General features: G+C 62.5%; 21 protein-coding genes. 12 read left to right on the forward strand and 9 right to left on the reverse strand.

Annotation, left to right across the window (positions count from 1 at the left end):
* Positions 1 to 87: 87 nt before the first annotated feature.
* Together ACSBPU_RS10070 and ACSBPU_RS10075 are read left to right on the forward strand one after the other, a co-directional pair.
* Complete coding sequence (locus ACSBPU_RS10070) at positions 88 to 1,548, forward strand: N-acyl-D-amino-acid deacylase family protein (RefSeq protein WP_442597767.1); 1,461 nt, start codon at positions 88 to 90, stop codon at positions 1,546 to 1,548.
* A 35-nt stretch (positions 1,549 to 1,583) separates the two neighbouring features.
* The gene (locus ACSBPU_RS10075; RefSeq protein WP_442597769.1) at positions 1,584 to 2,558 is read left to right on the forward strand and encodes a tripartite tricarboxylate transporter substrate binding protein BugE; all 975 of its coding nucleotides are present in this window, start codon (positions 1,584 to 1,586) and stop codon (positions 2,556 to 2,558) included.
* A gap of 67 nt (positions 2,559 to 2,625) precedes the next feature.
* Here ACSBPU_RS10075 and ada read toward each other — a convergent pair whose 3' ends face one another.
* Entirely contained in the window at positions 2,626 to 3,816 is a 1,191-nt protein-coding gene (gene ada, locus ACSBPU_RS10080; RefSeq protein ID WP_442597771.1) for a bifunctional DNA-binding transcriptional regulator/O6-methylguanine-DNA methyltransferase Ada, read from the reverse strand.
* A 136-nt stretch (positions 3,817 to 3,952) separates the two neighbouring features.
* Here ada and ACSBPU_RS10085 point away from each other — a divergent pair, with 136 nt between their 5' ends.
* Complete coding sequence (locus ACSBPU_RS10085; protein WP_442597773.1) at positions 3,953 to 5,422, forward strand: M20 family metallopeptidase; 1,470 nt, start codon at positions 3,953 to 3,955, stop codon at positions 5,420 to 5,422.
* Between the two features lies 1 nt (position 5,423).
* On the opposite strand, the gene ACSBPU_RS10090 is transcribed toward ACSBPU_RS10085, so the two are convergent.
* The 5 genes from ACSBPU_RS10090 to ACSBPU_RS10110 all read right to left on the reverse strand — a co-directional run bounded on the left by ACSBPU_RS10090 (position 5,424) and on the right by ACSBPU_RS10110 (position 10,236).
* On the reverse strand, positions 5,424 to 6,530 hold the full coding sequence (locus tag ACSBPU_RS10090; protein ID WP_442597775.1) for an amino acid ABC transporter permease: 1,107 nt from the start codon (positions 6,528 to 6,530) through the stop codon (positions 5,424 to 5,426).
* Positions 6,531 to 6,536: 6 nt separating this feature from the next.
* Positions 6,537 to 7,715 carry an amino acid ABC transporter permease gene (locus ACSBPU_RS10095; protein WP_442597777.1) on the reverse strand — a complete coding sequence of 393 codons (1,179 nt, stop codon included), beginning with the start codon at positions 7,713 to 7,715 and terminating at the stop codon, positions 6,537 to 6,539.
* A gap of 69 nt (positions 7,716 to 7,784) precedes the next feature.
* Positions 7,785 to 8,810 carry an amino acid ABC transporter substrate-binding protein gene (locus ACSBPU_RS10100; RefSeq protein WP_442597779.1) on the reverse strand — a complete coding sequence of 342 codons (1,026 nt, stop codon included), beginning with the start codon at positions 8,808 to 8,810 and terminating at the stop codon, positions 7,785 to 7,787.
* Positions 8,811 to 9,055: 245 nt separating this feature from the next.
* The gene (locus ACSBPU_RS10105; RefSeq protein ID WP_442597781.1) at positions 9,056 to 9,781 is read right to left on the reverse strand and encodes a hypothetical protein; all 726 of its coding nucleotides are present in this window, start codon (positions 9,779 to 9,781) and stop codon (positions 9,056 to 9,058) included.
* Positions 9,778 to 10,236, reverse strand: coding sequence for an Lrp/AsnC family transcriptional regulator (locus ACSBPU_RS10110; RefSeq protein ID WP_442597783.1), 459 nt, complete (start codon positions 10,234 to 10,236; stop codon positions 9,778 to 9,780). The genes ACSBPU_RS10105 and ACSBPU_RS10110 overlap by 4 nt, the downstream gene beginning before the upstream one ends.
* Positions 10,237 to 10,368: 132 nt before the next feature.
* Between ACSBPU_RS10110 and ACSBPU_RS10115 the strand changes: the two genes are divergently transcribed.
* The 5 genes from ACSBPU_RS10115 (at position 10,369) to ACSBPU_RS10135 (ending at position 14,725) form a co-directional block, all read left to right on the forward strand.
* The gene (locus ACSBPU_RS10115) at positions 10,369 to 11,265 is read left to right on the forward strand and encodes a DMT family transporter (protein ID WP_442597785.1); all 897 of its coding nucleotides are present in this window, start codon (positions 10,369 to 10,371) and stop codon (positions 11,263 to 11,265) included.
* Between the two features lie 74 nt (positions 11,266 to 11,339).
* The gene (locus tag ACSBPU_RS10120; protein WP_442597787.1) at positions 11,340 to 11,717 is read left to right on the forward strand and encodes a CidA/LrgA family protein; all 378 of its coding nucleotides are present in this window, start codon (positions 11,340 to 11,342) and stop codon (positions 11,715 to 11,717) included.
* Between the two features lie 4 nt (positions 11,718 to 11,721).
* The gene (locus ACSBPU_RS10125; RefSeq protein ID WP_442597789.1) at positions 11,722 to 12,447 is read left to right on the forward strand and encodes an LrgB family protein; all 726 of its coding nucleotides are present in this window, start codon (positions 11,722 to 11,724) and stop codon (positions 12,445 to 12,447) included.
* Positions 12,448 to 12,506: 59 nt separating this feature from the next.
* The gene (locus ACSBPU_RS10130) at positions 12,507 to 14,168 is read left to right on the forward strand and encodes an acyl-CoA synthetase (protein WP_442597791.1); all 1,662 of its coding nucleotides are present in this window, start codon (positions 12,507 to 12,509) and stop codon (positions 14,166 to 14,168) included.
* A gap of 74 nt (positions 14,169 to 14,242) precedes the next feature.
* Positions 14,243 to 14,725, forward strand: coding sequence for a YajQ family cyclic di-GMP-binding protein (locus tag ACSBPU_RS10135; protein ID WP_180069671.1), 483 nt, complete (start codon positions 14,243 to 14,245; stop codon positions 14,723 to 14,725).
* Positions 14,726 to 14,781: 56 nt separating this feature from the next.
* Here ACSBPU_RS10135 and ACSBPU_RS10140 read toward each other — a convergent pair whose 3' ends face one another.
* Together ACSBPU_RS10140 and ACSBPU_RS10145 are read right to left on the reverse strand one after the other, a co-directional pair.
* The gene (locus tag ACSBPU_RS10140) at positions 14,782 to 15,543 is read right to left on the reverse strand and encodes an ABC transporter permease (protein ID WP_442597793.1); all 762 of its coding nucleotides are present in this window, start codon (positions 15,541 to 15,543) and stop codon (positions 14,782 to 14,784) included.
* Positions 15,540 to 16,466, reverse strand: coding sequence for an ABC transporter ATP-binding protein (locus tag ACSBPU_RS10145; RefSeq protein ID WP_442597795.1), 927 nt, complete (start codon positions 16,464 to 16,466; stop codon positions 15,540 to 15,542). The genes ACSBPU_RS10140 and ACSBPU_RS10145 overlap by 4 nt, the downstream gene beginning before the upstream one ends.
* A 42-nt stretch (positions 16,467 to 16,508) precedes the next feature.
* On the opposite strand from ACSBPU_RS10145, the gene ACSBPU_RS10150 reads away from it, so the two are divergent.
* Positions 16,509 to 17,987, forward strand: a complete 1,479-nt coding sequence (locus ACSBPU_RS10150) for an NAD(P)H-hydrate dehydratase (RefSeq protein WP_442597797.1) — start codon at positions 16,509 to 16,511, stop codon at positions 17,985 to 17,987.
* Here ACSBPU_RS10150 and ACSBPU_RS10155 read toward each other — a convergent pair.
* Complete coding sequence (locus tag ACSBPU_RS10155; RefSeq protein ID WP_180069659.1) at positions 17,976 to 18,806, reverse strand: universal stress protein; 831 nt, start codon at positions 18,804 to 18,806, stop codon at positions 17,976 to 17,978. The genes ACSBPU_RS10150 and ACSBPU_RS10155 overlap by 12 nt on opposite strands.
* A 239-nt stretch (positions 18,807 to 19,045) precedes the next feature.
* Here ACSBPU_RS10155 and ACSBPU_RS10160 point away from each other — a divergent pair, with 239 nt between their 5' ends.
* From ACSBPU_RS10160 to ACSBPU_RS10170, 3 genes are all read left to right on the forward strand, one after another.
* On the forward strand, positions 19,046 to 19,894 hold the full coding sequence (locus tag ACSBPU_RS10160; RefSeq protein WP_180069656.1) for a haloacid dehalogenase-like hydrolase: 849 nt from the start codon (positions 19,046 to 19,048) through the stop codon (positions 19,892 to 19,894).
* A 19-nt stretch (positions 19,895 to 19,913) separates the two neighbouring features.
* A complete protein-coding gene (gene tadA, locus ACSBPU_RS10165; protein ID WP_442598301.1) occupies positions 19,914 to 20,375 on the forward strand; it encodes a tRNA adenosine(34) deaminase TadA in 462 nt (153 codons plus the stop codon).
* A 79-nt stretch (positions 20,376 to 20,454) separates the two neighbouring features.
* Complete coding sequence (locus tag ACSBPU_RS10170) at positions 20,455 to 21,402, forward strand: LD-carboxypeptidase (protein WP_442597800.1); 948 nt, start codon at positions 20,455 to 20,457, stop codon at positions 21,400 to 21,402.
* Positions 21,403 to 21,597 lie beyond the last annotated feature (195 nt).

The following is a 21,597-nucleotide window of genomic DNA, read 5'->3' on the forward strand; positions in this document are numbered from 1 at the left end:
ACATGATTGATTGCTCCAACGATAATGGCGACCAGCCAGGAGGGTCGAGTTTCAGACCTGAAGCAGACAACGGTAAAGAGGACGTACTTGGAATCGATCCAGACATTTGATATTTTGCTGGCCAACGGCTGGATCATCGATGGGACGGGGACGGCGCGCCGGCGCGGCGACGTCGGTATCGTAGGCGATCGCATCGCCGCGATAGGCGAATTGAAGGCACAGGGCGCGAGCGCCAAGCGAACGATCGACGCGGCGGGCAAGGTGATCGCCCCCGGCTTCATCGATACGCACGGGCACGATGACCTGATGTTCGTCGAGCGCCCGGATCTGGAATGGAAAACCAGCCAAGGCGTCACCACGGTCATCGTGGGCAATTGCGGCGTCAGCGCAGCGCCCAGGCCCTTGACAGGCAACACCGCAGCCGCGCTGGCGCTGCTCGGGCAAACTGAGTTGTTCGACTCCTATCACGCGTACTTCCAGCAACTCGAACGCCTGGACCCCATGATCAACGTCGCGTCGCTGATCGGACACGCCAACTTGCGCCTGGCAGCGATGAAGAATCCGCTTGCGCGCCCGACCAGCGACGAGCTGGCGCGGATGCGGCAACTGCTGGAAGAAGCGCTGGACGCGGGCGTAGCCGGCATGAGCACCGGCCTGGCGTACGAACCGGGCTGTATGGCGGAGCGGGAAGAGCTACTGGCGCTTGCAAGCGTGGCGGCAAGGCGGGGAGCGATGCACACCAGCCATATCCGCAACGAGGGCGACGAGGTCGTGGCCGCCGTGGACGAGGTGCTGGAACTGGGGGCGGCATCCGGATGCGCCACCATCATTTCCCACCACAAATGCCTTACGCCCCGGAACTGGGGCGGCAGTGAAACAACGCTGCGCAATATCGACCGGGCGCGTGAATCGGGCCAGGCAGTCGCGATGGACGTGTATCCCTACAATGCGAGCTCCACGATCCTGATCGCCGATCGCGCCGAATTGATCGACGATATAAAAATCACCTGGTCCACCCCGCACCCGGAGTGCGGCGGACGATATCTGGCCGACATAGCCGCAGAGTGGGGCTGCGGGAGAACGGAGGCGGCGGAAAGGCTCTCGCCGGCCGGTGCGATCTATTTCGCCATGGACGAAGCCGATGTGCAAAGGGTATTGGCGCATCCATGCTGCATGGTGGGCTCGGACGGCTTGCCGAACGACGCCAATCCGCACCCCCGCCTGTGGGGCAGTTTCACGCGAGTGCTTGGCAATTACGTGCGCCGCTGCAGGCTGTTGTCGCTTGAAGAGGCCATATCGAAAATGACCGCGCTGCCGGCTTCCGTCTTTGGTTTGGCTGATCGCGGAATGCTGCGGGCCGGCGCCTTTGCGGATGTCGTGATTTTTGATCCCGACATCGTGGAAGACCGGGCGGACTGGGATCATCCCACGCTTCGGTCGGTCGGCATCGAGCATGTATTCATCAATGGAACAAGTGTTTTCCCCGAGCCGCCTTCGCGGCGGCCCGGACGCGTCTTGAAGCGCCATCAACAGCGGCGTGCGACGTAATGTTCATCTCATTTTTTTCAACGGAGACAAAAACCATGGTTACAGTCCGCAAGTTCATTGTGGCATCGATGATGATGACCGGCTTGGTCGCCGGCACGAATGTGTCAGCGGCCTATCCGGACAAGCCCATCACTCTTATTGTGCCGTTCTCGGCGGGCGGGCCCACCGATGTGGTGGGACGGGTGGTCGCCACCAAGGCAAGCCAGATACTGGGTGTCCAGGTCGTGGTCGAGAATAGAGCCGGCGCAGCCGGAGCGATCGGCGCCAATGCGGTCGCTCGTGCCAAGCCGGACGGCTATACCGTCGGGCTGGCCACGGTCAGCACGCATGGCACGGCTCCAAACCTGTATCCGGACCTTCCCTACGATGCCGTGAAGGACTTCACGCCGCTGACCAATCTGGTGGCGAGTCCGAACATCCTGAGCGTGCATCCCAGCTTCCCGGCCAAGGATCTCAATGAGTTCGTCGCCTATATCAAGGCCAATCCGGGCAAGCACGGCTACGCCAACGCCGGGGCGGGCGGCATCAACGATCTGGGCATGATCTGGTTCCTGCAGCGCATAGGCGGCGACATGATCAGTATTCCGTATCGCGGATCGGCGCCTGCGCTGACGGATACCGTGGGCGGCAGCGTGCCCGTGATATTCGACAACTTTCCTTCGTCGCTGCCGCACATCCAAAGCGGCAAGCTGCGCGCCCTGGCCATCACCGGATCCGAGCGCAACCAGCAGTTGCCCGAGCTGCCTACATTCAAAGAAGCAGGGCACACGGACTACGATGTAACGGCCTGGTATGGCCTTATCGGACCGGCCGGCCTGCCCGACGAGGTGCGCGATACCCTGTCGCAAGCCTTTGCGAAAGCGGTGAAGGATCCCGAGACTTCCGCGAAACTGACCGAAGCGGGCGCCTTCCCGGTAGGCAACACGCCGTCGGAGTTCGGCGAGCAAATCCGGAATGAAATCGCGCGCTGGAGCGATGTGGTCAAGAAAGGCAACATCAAACTGCAATAACGGCCTGGGGGGTCAGACCCCGAATGGGGTCTGACCCCTTGTCGATCTCAATAACGGCCTTACGGGGTCAGACCCCGAATGGGGTCTGACCCCCATGTCCATCCCAACAACGGCTGTATGGGGTCAGACCCCATTCGGGGTCTGACCCCAGGGTCCCCGGGCCGGCTTCGCGTTCCAGCAGTTCCCGCTTGCGCTCCACGCCCCAGCGATATCCGGACAGGTCTCCGTCGCGGCGCAGCACCCGGTGGCAGGGAATCGCGACGGCAAGGCGGTTGGCGCCGCAGGCGCTGCCCACTGCACGCACCGCGCGCGGCGAACCGATGCGCTGCGCGATATCGCTGTAAGTGGCGGTGCTGCCAGGCGGGATTTCGCGCAGCGCCTGCCACACACGTTCCTGAAAAGCGGTGCCCTGGATATCCAGTGGCAGCCCCAGCCCCAATCCGGGCTCTTCGACAAAGCCCACCACCTGGGCGACCAGGCGTTCGAACCGGCTGTCGCCCCCGATGAACTCCGCCTTCGGAAACATGTCCTGCAGATCGCGGACCAGCTTGTCGGGATCGTCGCCCAGCAGTATGGCGCAAATGCCGCGCTGGCTTTGCGCGACCAGTATGGCGCCCAGGGAGCATTGCCCCACCGCGAATCGGATCCGGGCATTGATCCCGCCTTGGCGATAGTCGCGGGGCGGCATGCCCAGCAGTCCGTCGGATGCTTCGTAGAAGCGGCTGCTGGAGTTGAAGCCCGCTTCGTACAGGGTATGGGTCACGCTATCGGCGTCGTGCCTGCCCAGTTCGCGTCGCAGACGCTGGGCGCGGGCCGCGTCGGCATATGCCTTGGGTGTCAGCCCCATTTCGGCTTTGAACAAGCGGTGCAGGTGGAAGGGGCTCAAGCCCGCTTTTTCGGCGAGTTCCTCCAGCCGGGGCGGCGTGTCGGCCTGTTGGATGAAGGCGCAGATTTCGCGCAGCAGCGCGCCCCGATGGGCCTGAAGTGCGCCATGGTCCGCCACGGCGCGGCGGCTGGCCCGGTAGCCCGCCGCCTCGGCCGCCTCGGGCGTATCGAAGAACTCGACGTTTTCCCGTTTTGGCCGGCGCGCCATCGAGCTGGGGTGGCAATATACCCCGGTGGTCTTCACTGCATACACGAAGTGGCCGTCGGCCTTCGGATCGCGCGCCGTCACGGCTTGCCAGCGAGCGGCTTCCGAGGCGTAGGGCGCGCCCTGGGTGGTGGGCTTGAGTTCGGGGGGCAACATTACGGTGTCCATGGCGTGTCCTGAGTCTTTGTCCATAATATGAGGATTACGATAGCCGTGCCAGTTCGGGCCGGCATCTCGTTTCTTGCGGTCGAATTTCCGGTCTTTGGGCGTAAAATCGGGCCATCCACCTTCCACAGGAGCCGCGATGAACGCCCCCATCCCCGACGCATCCTTGCAACCTGCGCTGGACCCCCGGGTCCTGCAGCAATATGTCGATGAAAAATGGGACAGCGACATCGTCCCCGCGCTTACCCACTATATCGCCATCCCCGCCAAGAGCCCGGCCTTCGACCCCGACTGGGACAAGAACGGCCATATCGAGCGGGTCGTGTGCGATGCCGCGCAATGGGTGCAGGCGCAGAAGGTGCATGGGCTCACGCTGGAAATCGTCCGTCTGCCGGGCCGCACGCCCGTCATCTATTTCGAGGCGCCGTCCACGCGAAGCGACAATGGCGATACCGTGCTGATGTATGGCCATCTGGACAAGCAGCCCGAATTCTCCGGCTGGCGCTCCGATCTGGGGCCATGGACGCCCAAGTATGACGATGGCCGCCTTTACGGCCGTGGTGGCGCCGACGACGGCTATGCCGTCTATGCCTCGCTGACCGCCATCATGGCGCTGGATCGGCAAGGCGTGCCGCGTCCACGCTGCGTGGGGCTCATCGAAACCTGCGAGGAGTCCGGCAGCTACGATTTGCTGCCTTACGTCGACGCCCTGCGCCATCGGCTGGGCAATGTCGCATTGGTGGTCTGTCTGGATTCGGGTGCCGGCAATTACGATCAGTTATGGATGACGAGTTCTCTGCGCGGCATGGTCGCGGGCACGCTGGAAGTGCAGGTTCTCGACGAGGGTGTGCATTCGGGGGACGCCAGTGGCGTCGTGCCGTCCAGCTTCCGCATTCTGCGTCACTTGCTCGATCGGCTCGAGGACAGCGCCACCGGCCGCCTGCTGCCGCAAAGTTTCCATTGCGAGATCCCCGCCGAACGCATCGAACAGGCCGAGGCCACGGCGCGCATACTGGGCGATGAAGTCTGGCGGCGCTTTCCCTGGAGCTGCGGGGCGGACGGCGGGTTCGTGCTGCCCATGACCACCGAGCCGCGCGAGGCGCTGCTCAATCGTACTTGGCGGCCCACCTTGTCGGTGACCGGTGCGGAAGGCCTGCCGCCGCTCGGCAGCGCGGGCAATGTCCTGCGACCCAGAACCGCATTCAAGCTGTCGCTGCGGCTGCCGCCGCTCATCGACGCCGTCAAGGCGTGCCAGGAACTCAAGGCGCTGCTGGAAGACGATGCGCCCTACAACGCCAAAGTGCTGTTCCGCCCGGATCCCGGGCAGGCGACGGGCTGGAATGCGCCCGCCACGGCGCCCTGGCTGGCGCGCGCGCTCGATAGTGCATCGCAGGCATATTACGGCGCCCCTTGCGGCCATATCGGGCAGGGAGGCACCATTCCGCTCATCAATCTTCTCCAGGAAGGTTTTCCCAAGTCGCAGTTCATGGTCTGCGGCGTGTTGGGGCCGCAATCGAATGCGCACGGCCCCAACGAGTTCCTGCATGTGCCCTATGGCAAGCGGCTGACGGCCGCGGTCGCGCAGACCATCGCCGCCATGCCGGTGTAGATCAGCGCGACTGGCGCATGTTGATGCGTTTCTCGATCCACTGGCTGTAGCGGGACATGCCGTAGCAGCACACCAGGTAGATCATGGCGATGAACAGATAGCCTTCGATGAAGAAGGCTTTCCAGTTCGGGTCGCCCAGGGCCAGCCGCAGGGCGCCGGTCAGGTCATAGAGACTCACCACGGTGACCAGCGAGGTGTCCATGAAGGTGCTGATGAAGGTATTCACCATCGGCGCCACCACGACGCGCAAGGCTTGCGGCAGGATGATCTTGCGCACGGTTTGCCAATATCCCAGGCCCATGGAGGCCGCGGCTTCATACTGGCCCTTGGGGATGGCTTGCAGCCCGCCCCGTATCGTCTCGGCAAGATAGGCTGCCGTGAACAGGATGATGCCTATCTGTATGCGCAGCAGGACGTCGATGTTGTACTGCGGCGGCAGGAAAAGCGGGAACAGGAAAGAGGCGGTGAACAGCACGGTGATCAGTGGGATGCCGCGAATGATTTCCACGTAGAACACGCAAAAGACGCGTATGGCCTTCAGCTTGGAGCGCCGCCCCAGTGCGATCAGGACGGCCAGGGGCAGGGCGAAGAAAAGGCCCACCACCGTCAGCATCAAGGTAAGGGGAAAGCCGCCCCAAAGATTGGTTTCCACGTAGCTCAGGCCGAAGACGCCGCCGCGCATCAGCACCAGGAAGGCGCCGAGCGCCGCAGCCCAGAGCAGCACCAGCCATTTGCGCCAGAAGCGCCGATAGCAGCTGATGGCCAGCGCCCCGACCATGATCACCGTGGCCGCGAGCGGGCGCCATTGTTCCAGATAAGGATACCGGCCGAAGAAGATGAGGCGCGATTTCTCGGCGATCATGCCCCAGCAGGCACCTTCCCGCGCGACCGCGCGGCAGGCCATGAAGTCCGGTGCGAAGACGGCGTTGCCGACCGCCCATTGATAGATGTCCGGAACGATGCTGATGGCCAGCCAGAGGATGGCCAGGGTGACCAGCGTGCTTTTCCAGCCCGAGAACAGGTTGGCGCGCAACCAGCCCAGGGCACTGGAGCGGACGACAGGCGCGGGACGAGGATGGGCGGTGGCGGGCGGAGGGAGAACGGACATGTCGGCTTACCTCTCCACCAGCGCCACGTGGTTGTTGTACCAATTCATGTAGGCGGCGATCAGCAGGCTGATGCACAAGTAGACGAGCATGATGATGGATATGCATTCAAGCGCCTGGCCGTTCTGATTGATGGCGGTATTGGCCACCGATACGATGTCGGGGTAGCCCACCGTCACGGCCAGCGAGGAATTCTTGGTCAGGTTCAGGTATTGATTGGTCAGCGGTGGAACGATGACGCGCATCGCCTGCGGCAGCACCACCAGCCTGAGCGTCTGGGCCCGCGACAGGCCCAATGCCGAGCTGGCTTCGAGCTGGCCGGCGGAAACGGCGAGAATGCCGGCGCGGACGATTTCCGCAATATAGCTGGCGGTGTAGAGCGTCAGGCCGATCAGCAGAGCAAGGAATTCAGGGGTCAACGATACGCCGCCGCTGATATTGAACACCGTGACTTCCGGAACATCGAACTCGCTTGGGGCGCCGCCCAGCAGCCAGCCGATCACCGGCAGAGCGACGAGACACAAAGCGCCCATCAGGCCGCTGCGGGGCGCCTGGCCGGTGCGCTCCTGACGGCGCCGCGCCGTCCGTCGCAAGAGAAGGGCGCACGCCACGCCGGTCACCAGGCCGGCGATCGCCCAGATCCAGCCGGCCGACCACACCGGCACGGGCAGTTGCAGGCCGCTTTTGCTGAGATAGGTATGCGGCAAGGGATGGAAGGCATCGTGCGCCGAAGGCAGCAGCTCGGTGATGATCAGGTAGGTCGCCAGGAGCTGGATCAGCAAGGGTATGTTCCGCAGGGTCTCCACATAGGTATCGCAGAGCTTGCGCAACAAAAAATTCTTGGACAGACGTCCGATGCCGACCAGTGTGCCGAGTAGGGTTGCAAGCACGATGCCGGCCAGTGACACCCGCAGCGTATTGCCGACGCCCACCAGGAATGCGCGCAGATAGGAGTCGCTGGATACATAGGAAAAAATGGTCTCGCCAATGTCGAAGCCGGCGCGCTGCGACAGGAAGCCAAAGCCTGACTTCACCTGCATGGCATCGAGGTTGCGGGCGGTATTGGAAAACAGGTACCAGCCCAGCAACGCCAGGATGGCGACGGCAATGATCTGATAGATGAGGCCGCGGCCGTTTTCGGTCGACCATGAAAACGAACGCTTCGGTCTGTTGTGCGAGGGGGGCATTGCGATGGTTCCAAACACAGAAGGAACAGGCGGGCCTGTTCCTTCCGGCTAACGCATGAGTCGTCGGTCTTAGCGGATGGGTGGCGCGTACATCAGCCCGCCGTCGTTCCACAGCTTGTTCACGCCGCGCGGCAGCTTCAGCGGCGAGTTTTCACCCATGTTGCGGTCGAAGCTTTCGCCATAGTTGCCCACCTGCTTGACGATGCGGTAGGACCAGTCCTTGTCCAGGCCCAGCAGCTTGCCCATGTCTTCGCCGGTGCCCAGCAGACGCTGAACATTGGGATCCTTGCTGTCAGCCTTGGTCTTGTCCACGTTGCCCTGCGTAATGCCCATCTCTTCGGCATTCTGCATGGCGAAGAGCGACCATTTCACGATCGCGAACCATTCGTCGTCGCCGCGGCGCACCGCGGGGCCGAGCGGCTCTTTGGAGATGACGTCGGACAGGATGACGTAGTCGTCGGCGTTGGGGCTTTGGGTCCGGATGCCTGCAAGTTCGGACATGTCGGTCGAAATCACCTGGCAGCGGCCCGAGAAAAACGCCGTGTGGGCGGCTTCGGGAGAGTCGAACACCACGGACTTGTAAGGAATGCCGTTGGCATTGAAATAGTCGGCCACGTTCTTTTCGGACGTCGTGCCCGATTGCAGGCAGATTTCAGCGTTCTTCAGCTGCTTTGCGCTGCTGACGTTGAATTTCTTGGGCACCATGAAGCCCTGGCCGTCGTAGTAGTTGATGGCCGTGAACACCGCGCCGACCGAAGCGTCGCGCGTCAGCGACCAGGTGGTGTTGCGGGCCAGCATGTCGATTTCGCCCGACTGCAGCGCGGTGAAGCGTTGCGGCGGATTCAAAGGTACGAATTTCACCTTGGAGGCATCGCCCAATACCGCCGCGGCAACGGCGCGGCAGACATCGACGTCGAGACCGTGCCATTCGCCTTTGCTGTCCGTGCCGGAGAAGCCGGGCGCCGAGGTGTTCACGCCGCACACGACCTGGTCCTTGGCCTTGACCGAGTCCAGTACCTTGCCGGCGTGCGCCGCGCCGCCCGCCGCCACGGCCATGCCGAGGAGGGCGGTGGAAAGAAGAGAAGTAGTTTTCATATTGGTCGCTCTTTTTATAATGGTTGCCGTGGTCGGGCAGAAGGCGCATTCGTGCGCCGAAAGGACGAATTATAGTGATTTGTGACCGCTTTGCAGCAACTGAAGCTTGAGGGGTCGGACCCCATGCGGGGTCCGACCCCTTTGACTTCTGCTGGGGTCAGACCCCGTACGGGGTCTGACCCCTCGACCTCTGCTCCGCATGGGGTCTGACCCCTCGGCTTTCGCGCCGTACGGGGTCTGACCCCTCAGCGCACGGGCAGGAAATTGAAGAAAAGCAGCCCCTGCATGTAATTGATCCCCACGCGGCGCAGGTTTTCGTCCAGCAGGTTGGCGATGAGATCCAGGCGGCCGATGAGCTGGCCGAATTCCCGCTCGAAACTCAGGTTGGTGGCGCCATCCGATATTTCATTCGCCAGCAGCAGCGGACGGCCATCGCCCAATCGCTTGCTGGCGAGCAGCCAGGCGGCGATTTCCACGTTGCGCGCGGCGTTATAGACATGCTGGGCATTCAGGACGTCGGTCACGTAGAAGCGCGTCTTGCCGTCGTGGGCGTTGATGATGGTGCTTGCCATGCCGGCAACGAAGGCGCCCACCCGGTCGCCGCGGTAGTTAGGATCCAGCGCCACCGACAGGATCTCGATGTCGCGCAAGCCGGCCAGCTCGGGCGGCGCCCGTCCTTCCCGTATGGCTTTGCGCCCTTGCTCGATGGCGGCTTCGATATCAGGTGCGCCCGTCTTGCGCCACTCGGCCGGGTTGCGCCGGTAGAGTTTTTCGAGCAGGCGGGCCAGGCTTTCGAGATTGTCGCGCATCGCTACCGAGACCGTCCGGTTGAAGTCGGTCTGCGCGAATTGCTCGATGGAGAGTTCTTCGGTGGACGGCCGGGAAGATACCGTCGCACCCTGAGGCAGGGCACAGCCCCCCAGCGCTGCCGCCGTGAAGAGAATCGCCGTGCACATGCGTATTCTTTTCATGCCGCATCGGAATCCGGCGAGGTGAGAGGCGGCAGGCGGCGCTTGACCGGCGTCGATTTCACAATGGAAGTGTTGGTTTCCGCCTGGTCGATGAGGGTATCAAGAATGGCATCGAGCTGTTCCATGGATCGAACGGCCAGGCGAGCCACGAAACAGTCCTCGCCGGTGACCTTGTCGCATTCGGTAAACTGCGGCGTTGCCTGGATGAGTCTTTCGATGGCGGGAAGGCGCCCCGGCATGGGCTTGATGCGCACGATGGCCTGCAGTTGGTAGCCGAATGCCTTGGGGTCGATGGTGACGGTGTAGCCGGTGAGCAGTCCCCGCGTTTCAAGACGCCTGAGGCGTTCAGCCACGCTGGGGGACGACAGCCCGCTGATTCGGGCCAGGTCTTTCAGCGTCCGGCGCGAGTCCTCGGTAAGCGCATTGATCAGGATACGGTCTATTTCGTCGGGCATGGGCTGGTTGATAAAGTAAAAATCTGAATTGCTTTACAAGAAAAAAGCAGAATACCGATTTTGCCTTGGAATTGCTATGGATCGCGAGATGGGAAAGGATCACACTTACGCCTGTCGCATCAGGAGCAGGAAATGGAAGAACAAGTAAAGCGCGGTTCGCTGGAGATGGCAAGCGCGATGCTCATATCGGGCACGATAGGCTGGTTTGTAGTGATGTCGGGGCAACCCGTCCTGGAGGTCGTATTCTGGCGCTGCCTGTTTGGCGCCGTCACCTTGCTCTTCATCTGCGGCGCCATGGGCCACCTGCGCCGCGGGATGCTCGATCGCACCACGCTGGGCTGGGCCGTCGTCAGCGGCGTTGCCATCGTCGGCAACTGGGTCTTCCTGTTCGCGGCCTACTCGCGCGCATCCATCGGTATCGCGACCGCGGTATACAACACCCAGCCCTTCATGCTCGTGGCCCTGGGCGCCGTATTCCTGGGCGAGCGCATCACATCGGACAAGATGCTGTGGCTGGGGGTGGCATTCGCCGGCATGCTGGCCATTACGGTTCAGGAAGGGGCGCCGGCATACGGGGCGGGCGCCTACCTGGTGGGCATCATGTTGTCCCTGGGCGCCGCCTTTCTGTATGCCGTGGCGGCCATCTTGGTCAAGCACTTGAGCGGGGTGCCTCCGCATCTGATCGCCTTGATCCAGGTGTGCACCGGCGTTCTGCTGCTGTCGCCCTTCGTGGGGCTCGGCGCCCTTGAATCCTCATCGCCGTTCACGTGGTTCACCCTGGTTTCAATGGGCGTGGTGCACACGGGTTTGATGTATGTGCTGTTATATGGCGGCATACAGAAGCTGCCCACGACCATGACGGGAGCCTTGTCCTTCATGTATCCGATTGTTGCGATACTGGTGGATTGGGCGGCATTCGGCCAGCATCTGCGCTGGCTGCAATGGGTCGGGGTGGCCGCGATATTCCTGGCGGTGACGGGAATGCGCCAGGGCTGGAAGCCTTTCTCATCCGTCTTCGCAAGACCATGAAAGCGTCTATGGATTCGCGCAGCGCTCTGTGCTAGTGTTTGGCGCTGCGCCATCCATTTATGGGCCATGCTTACATGCCGGTACTGCTAGCCGTCTTTTCTCTGTTTTTCATGCAAATCGCGGGCGAGACGCTGGTGCGCCTGACCGCGCTGCCCCTGCCGGGCCCTTTGGTGGGGATGCTGCTCATGCTTGTCGCCCTCATGGCATATGGGAAAGTGCCCGACGGCCTGCGCCATACGTGCCAGCATCTGCTCAAGCACCTGATGCTGCTGTTCATTCCGGCGGTCGCGGGAATCATTGCGTATTTCGGCACGCTGCAGCGCGAATGGATACCCTTTCTTGCGGCCTGCATCGGCGGCGTGGCGCTTACCATCGCCGTCACGGCGCTTACTCTGCGCTGGATGATGCGGCGCAGTAAAGGATCAGAGCCCATTGACCTCACCAGGCCCTAGGCTCATGAGCACGGCGCTTCAAGAATCATGGGCGTATCTCGCGGATTCCACCTTGTTCTGGCTGGCATTCACGGTGGCGGCCTACCTGATTGCGCTGAAGGCGTACCTGCGCTGTCGCGGCAATCCGCTGCTGCTGCCCGTATTGACGGCGGTGGCCATGGTGGTGGCGGTTCTATATGCCACCGACACACCTTATGAGGCGTATGCCGGGCATACCTGGTTTCTTACTTTCCTGATCGGGCCCGCCACTGTCGCGCTCGCGATACCGCTGTATGGCCAACTGGGCCGTCTCAAGCGGATGATGGCGCCGCTTTGCGTCGCGCTGCTGGCCGGTTCCGCCACGGCCATCGTGACGGGCATGGGCATCGCATGGATGCTGGGCGGCAGCCTGCAGACTCAATTGTCGATCGCTCCGAAATCAGCCACCATGCCGATTGCGATGGAGGTTGCGGCCTTGACCGGCGGTCTGCCTTCGTTGACCACGATAGCCGTTGCAGTGACGGGCATCGCGGGAGCGATTCTTTCGGGATTCCTGCTGCGGCTGCTGCGCATCGCGGACCCGGCGGCGCAAGGATTCTCGCTTGGCCTGAGCGCCCATGCCATCGGTGTGGCGCGGGCTTTCCAGGTGAATGAAACCGCCGGCGCATTCGCCGCGCTGGGCATGGGCCTGAACGGCATCGCCACGGCGATCCTCATTCCCTTCTGGCTGGCGCTACTGGCGCTTTTCTAGGCGCGGGACTATCATTTTATGTAAGCCCCGGCTGCCATAAGAACCACAGGAGACCAGGAATGTCCAGTATTTTCGACCGCGGTTTGCCGCAGACTCCGGCAAACCATGCAGCGATCACTCCGCTGTCCTTCATCGAACGCTCGGCTGCCGTGTATCCGGACCGGCTTGCGATCGTCCATGGCTCGGGGTCGCAAGCCTTGCGCCGGACCTGGTCCCAGCTGTACGCCCGCTGCAGGCGCCTGGCGAGCGCCCTGGAACAGCATGGAATCGGCAAGGGAAGCACCGTGGCGGTGATGCTGCCCAATACGCCTCCCATGGTAGAGGCCCATTTCGGTGTTCCCATGGCCGGCGCCGTGCTCAATGCCATCAATACCCGGCTGGATCCCTCCACGGTCGCATACATGCTGGACCACGGCGAAGCCCGGCTGGTCATCGTCGATACCGAGTTTGCGCCAACCATGAAGAAAGCGCTCGAACTCAGGCAGTCGCGCGAACCGATCACGGTCGTCGATGTCGTCGACCCTTTATATACCGGCGGGAACCCGCCCATCGGCACCCTCGAGTACGAAAGCCTGCTTTCCCAGGGCGATCCCGACTATGACTGGGCGCTTCCCGGCGATGAATGGGACGCGATTGCTTTGAACTACACCAGCGGCACCACCGGCAATCCCAAAGGGGTGGTCTACCACCACCGCGGCGCCGCGACCGCCGCCATTTCGAACATTCTTGAATGGGACATGCCCAAGCACGCCATCTATCTCTGGACCTTGCCCATGTTCCATTGCAACGGCTGGTGTTTTCCGTGGGCGGTTGCTGCCCGCGCGGGCGTGAACGTGTGTTTGCGCCGGGTCGAGGCACAGGCGATTTTCGACGCCATCCGCGAGCACGGCGTCGATCATTATTGCGGCGCGCCCATTGTCCACAGCATGCTGGTCAATGCGCCGCAGTCGATGAAGGAGGGCATGCCGTCCGGCGTGAAGGCCATGGTGGCCGGCGCGGCTCCGCCCGCGTCCATGATCGAGGGCATGGAGCGCATGGGCTTCGATTTGCTGCACGTCTACGGCCTGACTGAAGTCTACGGCCCGGCCACCGTTTGCGCCAAGCACGATTCCTGGAACGACCTGGACATCGGCGAACGCGCCCGCCTGAACGCGCGCCAGGGCGTCACCTACCATCTCGAACGAGGCATCGCCGTCATGGACCCAGCCACCATGCAGCCCGTGCCGGCCGACGGGCAGACCATGGGCGAGATCATGTTCCGCGGCAACATCACCATGAAGGGCTACCTGAAGAACCCCAAGGCCACGCAAGAAGCGCTTGCCGGAGGCTGGTTCCATAGCGGAGACCTGGCGGTGATGGATCCGGACGGCTACGTGAAAATCAAGGACCGCAGCAAGGACATCATCATTTCCGGCGGCGAAAACATCTCCTCCATCGAGGTCGAGGACGTCCTTTATCGTCATCCGGACGTACTCGCCGCCGCTGTTGTGGCGCGTCCCGACGAACGCTGGGGCGAGACACCCTGCGCCTTTGTCGAACTCAAGGAAGGCGCACGCGCCACCTCGGACGCCATCATCGAGCATTGCAAGAAACACATGGCGGGCTTCAAGGTGCCGCGCACGGTGGTGTTCTGCGAATTGCCCAAGACCTCCACCGGCAAGATTCAGAAATTCGAGCTGCGCAAACTGGCCGAAACGCTGGAACCCGCCAGCGCCGCCTGATTCCCCCACAGGCCGGCTTCGCGTCGGTCGGGTAAACTCGTTTTTTGTCGTTCTCGTATTCAAGGATTTGTTGTATGCCTTCGTTTGATGTCGTCTCCGAAGTAGACAAGCATGAGCTGAGCAATGCCATTGACCAGGCCAATCGCGAACTTTCGACGCGCTTCGACTTCAAGGGCACGAATGCCACCTTCGAGCTCGAAGGCTATGTGGTGACGCAGTCCGCGCCCAGTGTGTTCCAGCTGAACCAGATGCTAGACATCTTGCGCGGCCGGCTTTCCGCGCGAGGCATCGATGTACGTTGCCTGGACATCGGCGAGCCGCTGGAAAACGTCTCCGGCGCGCGCCGCAAGGTAACGGTGAAGCAGGGCATAGAGCAGGCGGTTTCCAAGAAACTGATCGCCGAGATGAAAAGCGCCAAGCTGAAAGTCGAGGCGCAGATCAATGGCGACAAACTGCGGGTAAGCGGGAAGAAGCGCGACGACCTGCAAACCGCGATTGCCCTGCTGAAAAAGACCGAGGTCGAACTGCCGCTGCAGTTCAATAATTTCCGGGATTGATGAAGGGGTCAGACCCCGTACGGGGTCTGACTCCTTGACCCCTCGGCTTCCCGCGCCTATCTTTTCAGCTTATACCCGGTCTTGAAGATCCATCCCACAATGGCCAGGCACAGTGCCAGGAAGACCAGCGTCATCGCCAGGCTGGTGTAGATGCTGACGTCGGCGACGCCGTAGAAGCTCCAGCGGAAGCCGCTGATCAGATACACGACGGGATTGAACAGCGTTACCGTCTGCCAGATGGGCGGCAGCATATTGATGGAATAGAAGCTTCCGCCAAGAAAAGCCAGGGGCGTGACGATGAGCAGCGGGACCAGCTGCAGTTTCTCGAAACCGTCGGCCCAGATGCCGATGATGAAGCCGAACAGGCTGAAGGTGACGGCGGTCAGGATCATGAAGGCGATCATCCACAGCGGATGATCGATGCGCAGCGGCACGAAGAAGGCGGCGGTCGCCAGGATGATGAGCGCCAGGATGACGGACTTCGTCGCGGCGGCGCCGACGTAGCTCAGCGTGATTTCCAGATACGAAACCGGCGCGGAAAGCACTTCGTAGATGGTGCCGGTGAATTTCGGGAAATAGATGCCGAAAGACGCATTCGAGATGCTCTGCGTGAGCAGGGACAGCATGATCAGGCCCGGCACGATGAAGGCACCATAGCTGATGCCGTCGATCTCGGTGATCCGGTTGCCGATCGCGCCGCCGAAGACGACGAAATACAGGGAAGTGGAAATGACCGGCGCGACGATGCTTTGCAGCAGCGTGCGCCACGCCCTCGCCATTTCGAAAACATAAATCGCGCGGATGGCGTGCAGATTCATTTTGCTTCCCGTACCAGTTTCACGAAGATTTCCTCCAGCGAGCTTTGCTTGGTGTGCAAGTCCCGGAATTCGATGCCGCTGCGCACCAGCGCGCCGAACAGTCCCGCTATATCGTGGTGGCCGCGCTGGGTGTCGTAGGTGTACACGATGCGGGAACCGTCGGCGTCCAGTTCCAGCCGATAGTCGGCCAGGGATTCGGGCAGGCTCTCCAGCGGGTGCTGCAGCTCCAGGGTAAGCTGTTTTTCGCCCAGCTTGCGCATGAGTTCCGCCTTCTTTTCCACCAGCACGATTTCGCCATTGTTGATGACCCCGACCCTGTCCGCCATTTCCTCGGCTTCTTCGATGTAATGCGTGGTCAGGATGACGGTGACGCCCGTGGCGCGCAGGGAGCGCACGACCTCCCACATCTCCTTGCGCAGCGACACATCGACGCCCGCCGTGGGCTCGTCAAGGAACAGGATGCGGGGCTCATGCGACAGGGCCTTGGCGATCAGCACGCGGCGTTTCATGCCGCCCGACAGCGTAATGAGCTTGTTGTCTTTCTTGTTCCACAGGGAAAGCGCCTTCAGCACCTTCTCGATGTGTGCGGCATCGGGTGGCTTGCCGAACAGGCCGCGACTGAAGCTGACAGTGGCCCAGACCGTTTCGAAGGCGTCGGTGGTCAATTCCTGTGGTACGAGGCCAATCAGCGAGCGCGCTTGACGGTAATCCGAGATGATGTCATGGCCGTCGGCCAGCACGGTGCCGGAAGTGGGCTGCGCGAGGCCGCAGATGATGCTGATCAGTGTGGTCTTGCCGGCGCCATTGGGACCCAGCAGGGCGAAGATTTCCCCGCGCTCGATGTCCAGGTTGATGTGTTTCAGGGCTTGCAGCCCCGTGGGGTAGGTTTTAGAGAGATTGCGTACGGAAATGATGGGTGGCATGGTGATTTCCAGGCGGCTCTGTTGCACAATAACATAATGACCATGACTTTATCCGAACGGGGCTGCGCCCTGCTGACGCCCGCCCAGATGGGGACGGCGGACCAGCTCGCCATCAAGGGCGGCGTGCACGGTGGCGCGCTGATGGAAGCGGCGGGAGCGGCGGTCGCCAATGCGGTGGCTCAGCGCTGGCGCAAGTGTCCGGTGCTGGTGCTGTGCGGTCCCGGCAACAACGGAGGCGATGGCTTCGTCGCAGCGCGTCATCTCGGTTTGGCCGGATGGCCGGTACGCGTCGGCTTGCTGGGCGACAGGCGGCTGCTGTCCGGCGATGCCGCCTATCATGCCGCGCAATGGAAGGGTCCGGTCGAGCAGATCGCGGTCGAAATGCTGGACGACGCAAAGCTGGTCATCGACGCCTTGTTCGGCGCCGGTATCAGCCGTCCATTGGCCGGCGTGGCCGCCGATCTGCTGAACACGGTCGTCGCACGCGGCTTGCCGCTGTGCGCGGTCGATGTGCCCAGCGGCCTGGACGGCGCCAGCGGCGAGGTCCTGGGCATGGCGCCGCGCGCCGACCTCACCGTCACTTTCTTTCGCTCCAAGCCGGGCCATTTCCTGATGCCGGGAAGAGCATTGTGCGGCGAACTCGTCGTGGCTGATATCGGCATCCCGGACGACGTGCTTGCCACGGTCCGGCCAGACACCTTCCATAATCGGCCGGCGTTGTGGGCCCGCCGTTACCCATGGCCCGCGATGGACGGTCACAAATACCAGCGTGGCCACGTGCTGGTGGTCGGAGGGCAGCTCATGACCGGCGCGGCACGCCTGGCGGCGCGGGCGGCATCCCGTGTCGGCGCCGGGCTGGTGACGATCGCGGCGCCTGCAGCGGTGTGGCCGATTTATGCCAGCGCGTCCCTGAGCATCATGGTGCAGGCAATACGCGAATCGGGCACGATCGAAGACATTTTGTCGGATCCGCGCAAGAACGCCATCGTGGTCGGGCCGGGCGCCGGTGTGCTGGACATCACCCGCAAGCACGCTTTGCAGGCCCTGGCGAGCAAACGCGCCGTCGTGCTCGACGCCGACGCCATCAGTGTCTTCGGATCCGACCCCGAGGCCTTATATAAGGCCATTGCGGGTCCCTGCGTACTTACGCCGCACGAGGGCGAGTTCAATCGAATTTTCGCCACGCGCGGCAACAAGCTGGAACGCGCCCGGCGCGCCGCGGCACAAAGCGGGGCGGTCGTCGTGCTTAAGGGTACGGACACGGTGATCGCGGCGCCGGACGGCCAGGCGATCATCAACGACAACGCGCCGCCCGAATTGGCCACGGGCGGGACCGGCGATGTACTGTCGGGATTCATCGCCGGCTTGATGGCGCAAGGCATGGAGCCGTTTCTCGCGGCTGCGGCGGCGGTCTGGCTCCATGGCGAATCGGCCCGGCGCTTCGGGCCGGGGCTGGTCTCCGAGGACCTCCCCGAATGCCTGCCCCGCGTACTGCGCCGGTTGAAAAGCTCAATGCGATAGCAGCACCGGCACCGTCATGGAGCCGAGCAGGACCTCTGACGCGCCGCCCATGATCCAGCGGCGCATGCGGCTGTGGCCGTACGCACCCATGACGATGAGGTCGCTGCCGTGATCGGTAGCGGTATTGAGGATGACGTTGCCCACCCCTATGCCTTCGCTTTTCTTGATGGTCTCTAGCGGCTTGGGATAGCCGCGCGCCGCGCAGAATGCCGCGAAGTCGTCGGCTTGCACATCGTTGTAGCGCAGGTCGCCCGGTTCGTGGTCGACGCAGAGCACGACGAGTTCCGAGCACGATTCCAAGAACGGGGCGGCGTCCGCAAAGGCGCGCGCCGCTTCGCGCCTGTGATCCCAGCAGAAAAGGATGCGTTTGCCGATGCTCGGAATGGCGCCCACCGCGGGAATCATCAGCACGGGGCGGCCGGCCGCCATGATGACCGCTTCGGGCAGCGAAGCGTTGAATTCGTTCACCGCCTCTTTGCCGACCTTGCTCATGACGAGCAGATCGCAATAGCGCGCATGCAGCGCCAGGGAGTCCTCGGCCGGCCCGCGCGGCGCGCGCCACTGGGCCTTCACGCCCGCCTGTTCCGTTTTCTCGGTGAAGAGGGCCTTCACTTCGGCCTCTACGTCGGCTTCCCGGTCGCGCAGCATTTTCGTCAGGGATGACGGGATGACCGGATCGTCGTAGCTGAGGGCTGACGGCCCGGCGGGATAGACGCCCACGAGTTCGGCGTTGTTTTGCCCGGCGAGCTTGATGGCGGTGTCCAGGCGCCTGGCAAGGCCCGCGTCTTTGCCGAGATGGATGGCGATACGTCCAAGCATGAGAGATCTCCTGGTTTGAATTGTGGATGAGGTTCTGCTTTGCAATGAGCCGTGTTGCTGCAGACATCATACCCGTCGGCCAAGATTTGGCACAGGAGAGGAGCCATGCAGATCATGACTTATATCAATCTTCTCGACGCCAATTCAGACACGCTACACTTTCGTTTTTGAATATACGGCCCGAGCTGCGGCGTCAGGCGAGTTTTTCCTCGCGTTCGCGGGCTCCGGAGAGTCGCTCAATGTCAGACGTTATTGCACTGGTTTTCGATTTCGACGATACCCTGGCTCCCGACAGCACGTCCGGCTTCCTGAATGAGATCGGCGTCGACGTCGAGGATTTCTGGTCGCGCAAGGTCGACCCCCTGCTGTTCGAGCAGGATTGGGACCCCGTTCCGGCGTTTCTGTATCAAATGATAGAGCTGTCACGGTCCGGGAAGCATGGCGCCATCACGCTCGATCGCCTGGAGGATTGGGGCCGGCGCCTGCCCCTGCATAGCGGTGTCGAATCGCTGTTCCAGCGGCTGCGCGTGCAGGTCGAGCGGGATCATCCCCAGATTAGACTGGAGTTCTACTTGATCAGCAGCGGCATAGGCGATGTCTTGCGCAATACGTCCATTGCCCATGAGTTCACCGATATCTGGGCGTCGGAATTCATCTACGATGGCGAAGGCGGAATCGAGTTCCCCAAGCGCGTGGTCAGCTTCACCGACAAGACGCGCTACCTTTTCCACATCCAGAAAGGGATTGTCGGCGCGTCATCGCGCAACAAGCCATTCGAGGTCAACCGCAAGATCCCGTCCGAGCGGCTGCGCGTGCCTTTCGAGCAGATGATATTCGTCGGCGACGGCTATACGGACATCCCGTGCTTTTCACTGATCCGCCGGTCCGGTGGAGTCGCATTCGGCGTCTGGGATCCCCGTCACCGCCACAAGCGCAGCCGGGCATGGGGGTTCATCCAGGAAGGCCGTGTTTCCAACCTGAACCAGGCGCGCTACGACGACGAGGCGGAGCTGTATCAATGGCTGGAAGAGGCCGTGGAAAGCCTGGCCGGCCGCATCGCGCTCAAGAATCGGACCTACCGTGGCTGAGGGCGCCGATATCGCAGCCATGCGCCTGGCGCTGGAACAGGCGGTTCTGGCGCGCGAGGCGGGCGAAGTGCCGGTGGGCGCGGTGATCGTCGGGGCGGACGGCGCCATCCTGGGCGCGGGGTTCAATCGTACGATCACCGATCACGACCCTACCTGCCACGCGGAAATCGTGGCTTTGAGGCAGGCGGCTGCAGTCCTGCGCAACTATCGCCTGCCGGGCGCGCGGCTGTACGTGACGCTCGAGCCTTGTGCGATGTGCGTGGGCGCGTTGCTGCATGCACGCGTCGCTCAGGTGGTCTATGGCGCTGCCGATCCCAAGACCGGGGCTTGCGGCAGCGTGCTCGATCTGCCCGGTATCGGGCACCTGAACCACCAGACCGAGTTCAGGGGAGGCGTGCTGGCCGACGAATGCGGCGAGATGTTGCGGGCGTTTTTCCGGGAACGGCGGCGCGCCCGGAAGTCGGAGCGTGTTCAGTCATAGGTCATGCATGCCGGCCCACGGTGCACCGCATGTATACTTATACGCGCGTTTTTTTTCATATGCTTCCGAAGGAATGAGCATGAACCACGCCGGCCACGAGCACGGTCCAGATTGCGATTGCGGCCATCAGCATGCCGCGCTATCGGGCATCTACCTGATCTCGCCTTCGGGCGCGATTCGAGATGCGGCCGCGCTGGCGCTGGCTCGCGAACGGCTGGCGAGCATCGGCTTCAAGTCCGCCGTCGACCGCACGGCGCTGGCCGTGCACGAGCGCTTCGCCGGAACCGACAAGCAACGCCTGGCGGCCATCCAGCGATCGCTGAAGCAGAAGCATCCCATCGTCATGGCAACGCGTGGCGGATACGGGCTGAGCCGCCTGCTGCCGTACATAGACTGGCGGGCGGTGGCCGACAGCGGCAAATTGTTCATCGGCCAGAGCGACTTCACGGCATTCAATCTGGCGCTGCTGGCCCAGACGGGGGCATACAGCTATGCGGGCCCCACGGCCATATTCGACTTCGGCAACAAGAAAATGGACGATCTCACCGCCGACTTGTTCGCAGAAAGCATGCGCGGCGAACTCGAGGTCCTGAGCTTCGAGTCCCCGGATTCTGATCCCGTGGATGCCCGCGGCATCCTTTGGGGCGGCAACCTGGCCATGGTGTGTTCGCTGATCGGCACTCCCTATATGCCGGACATCTCCGGCGGCATCCTGTTTCTTGAAGACGTGGCCGAACACCCTTTTCGCGTCGAACGCATGCTGACGCAGCTGTGGCACGCCGGCATACTGGCGCGCCAGCAAGCGATCGTGCTGGGCCGATTCACCGATTATCGTCTCGCGCCGCATGACAACGGCTATGATTTTCCTTCCGTCCTGGCATGGCTGCGGGCGCATGTCAAAGTCCCGGTCATCACCGGGCTGCCGTATGGACATGTCAAGGTCAAGGCGACCTTGCCGATAGGGCGCAAAGTGGGGATCGCCACCGAGGACGGCATGGCGTATCTGCTCATCCGCGAGCACGCCTGAGGGGTCAGACCCCGGTTGTGCCGATTGATATGGGGGTCAGACCCCGTACGGGGTCTGACCCCTTCTTCACACGGGTCTGACCCCTTCCCCAAAGATTTCCAGGGTCAGACCCCGCATGGGGTCTGACCCTTTTGAATACCAGAGCGCGTTTAATGGCGGCTTGTTAAAATACCAGGTTATTTTGACATCCTACGT

This window comes from Parapusillimonas sp. JC17 (genome assembly GCF_052180245.1).
In the GTDB taxonomy this organism is placed as follows: domain Bacteria; phylum Pseudomonadota; class Gammaproteobacteria; order Burkholderiales; family Burkholderiaceae_B; genus Parapusillimonas.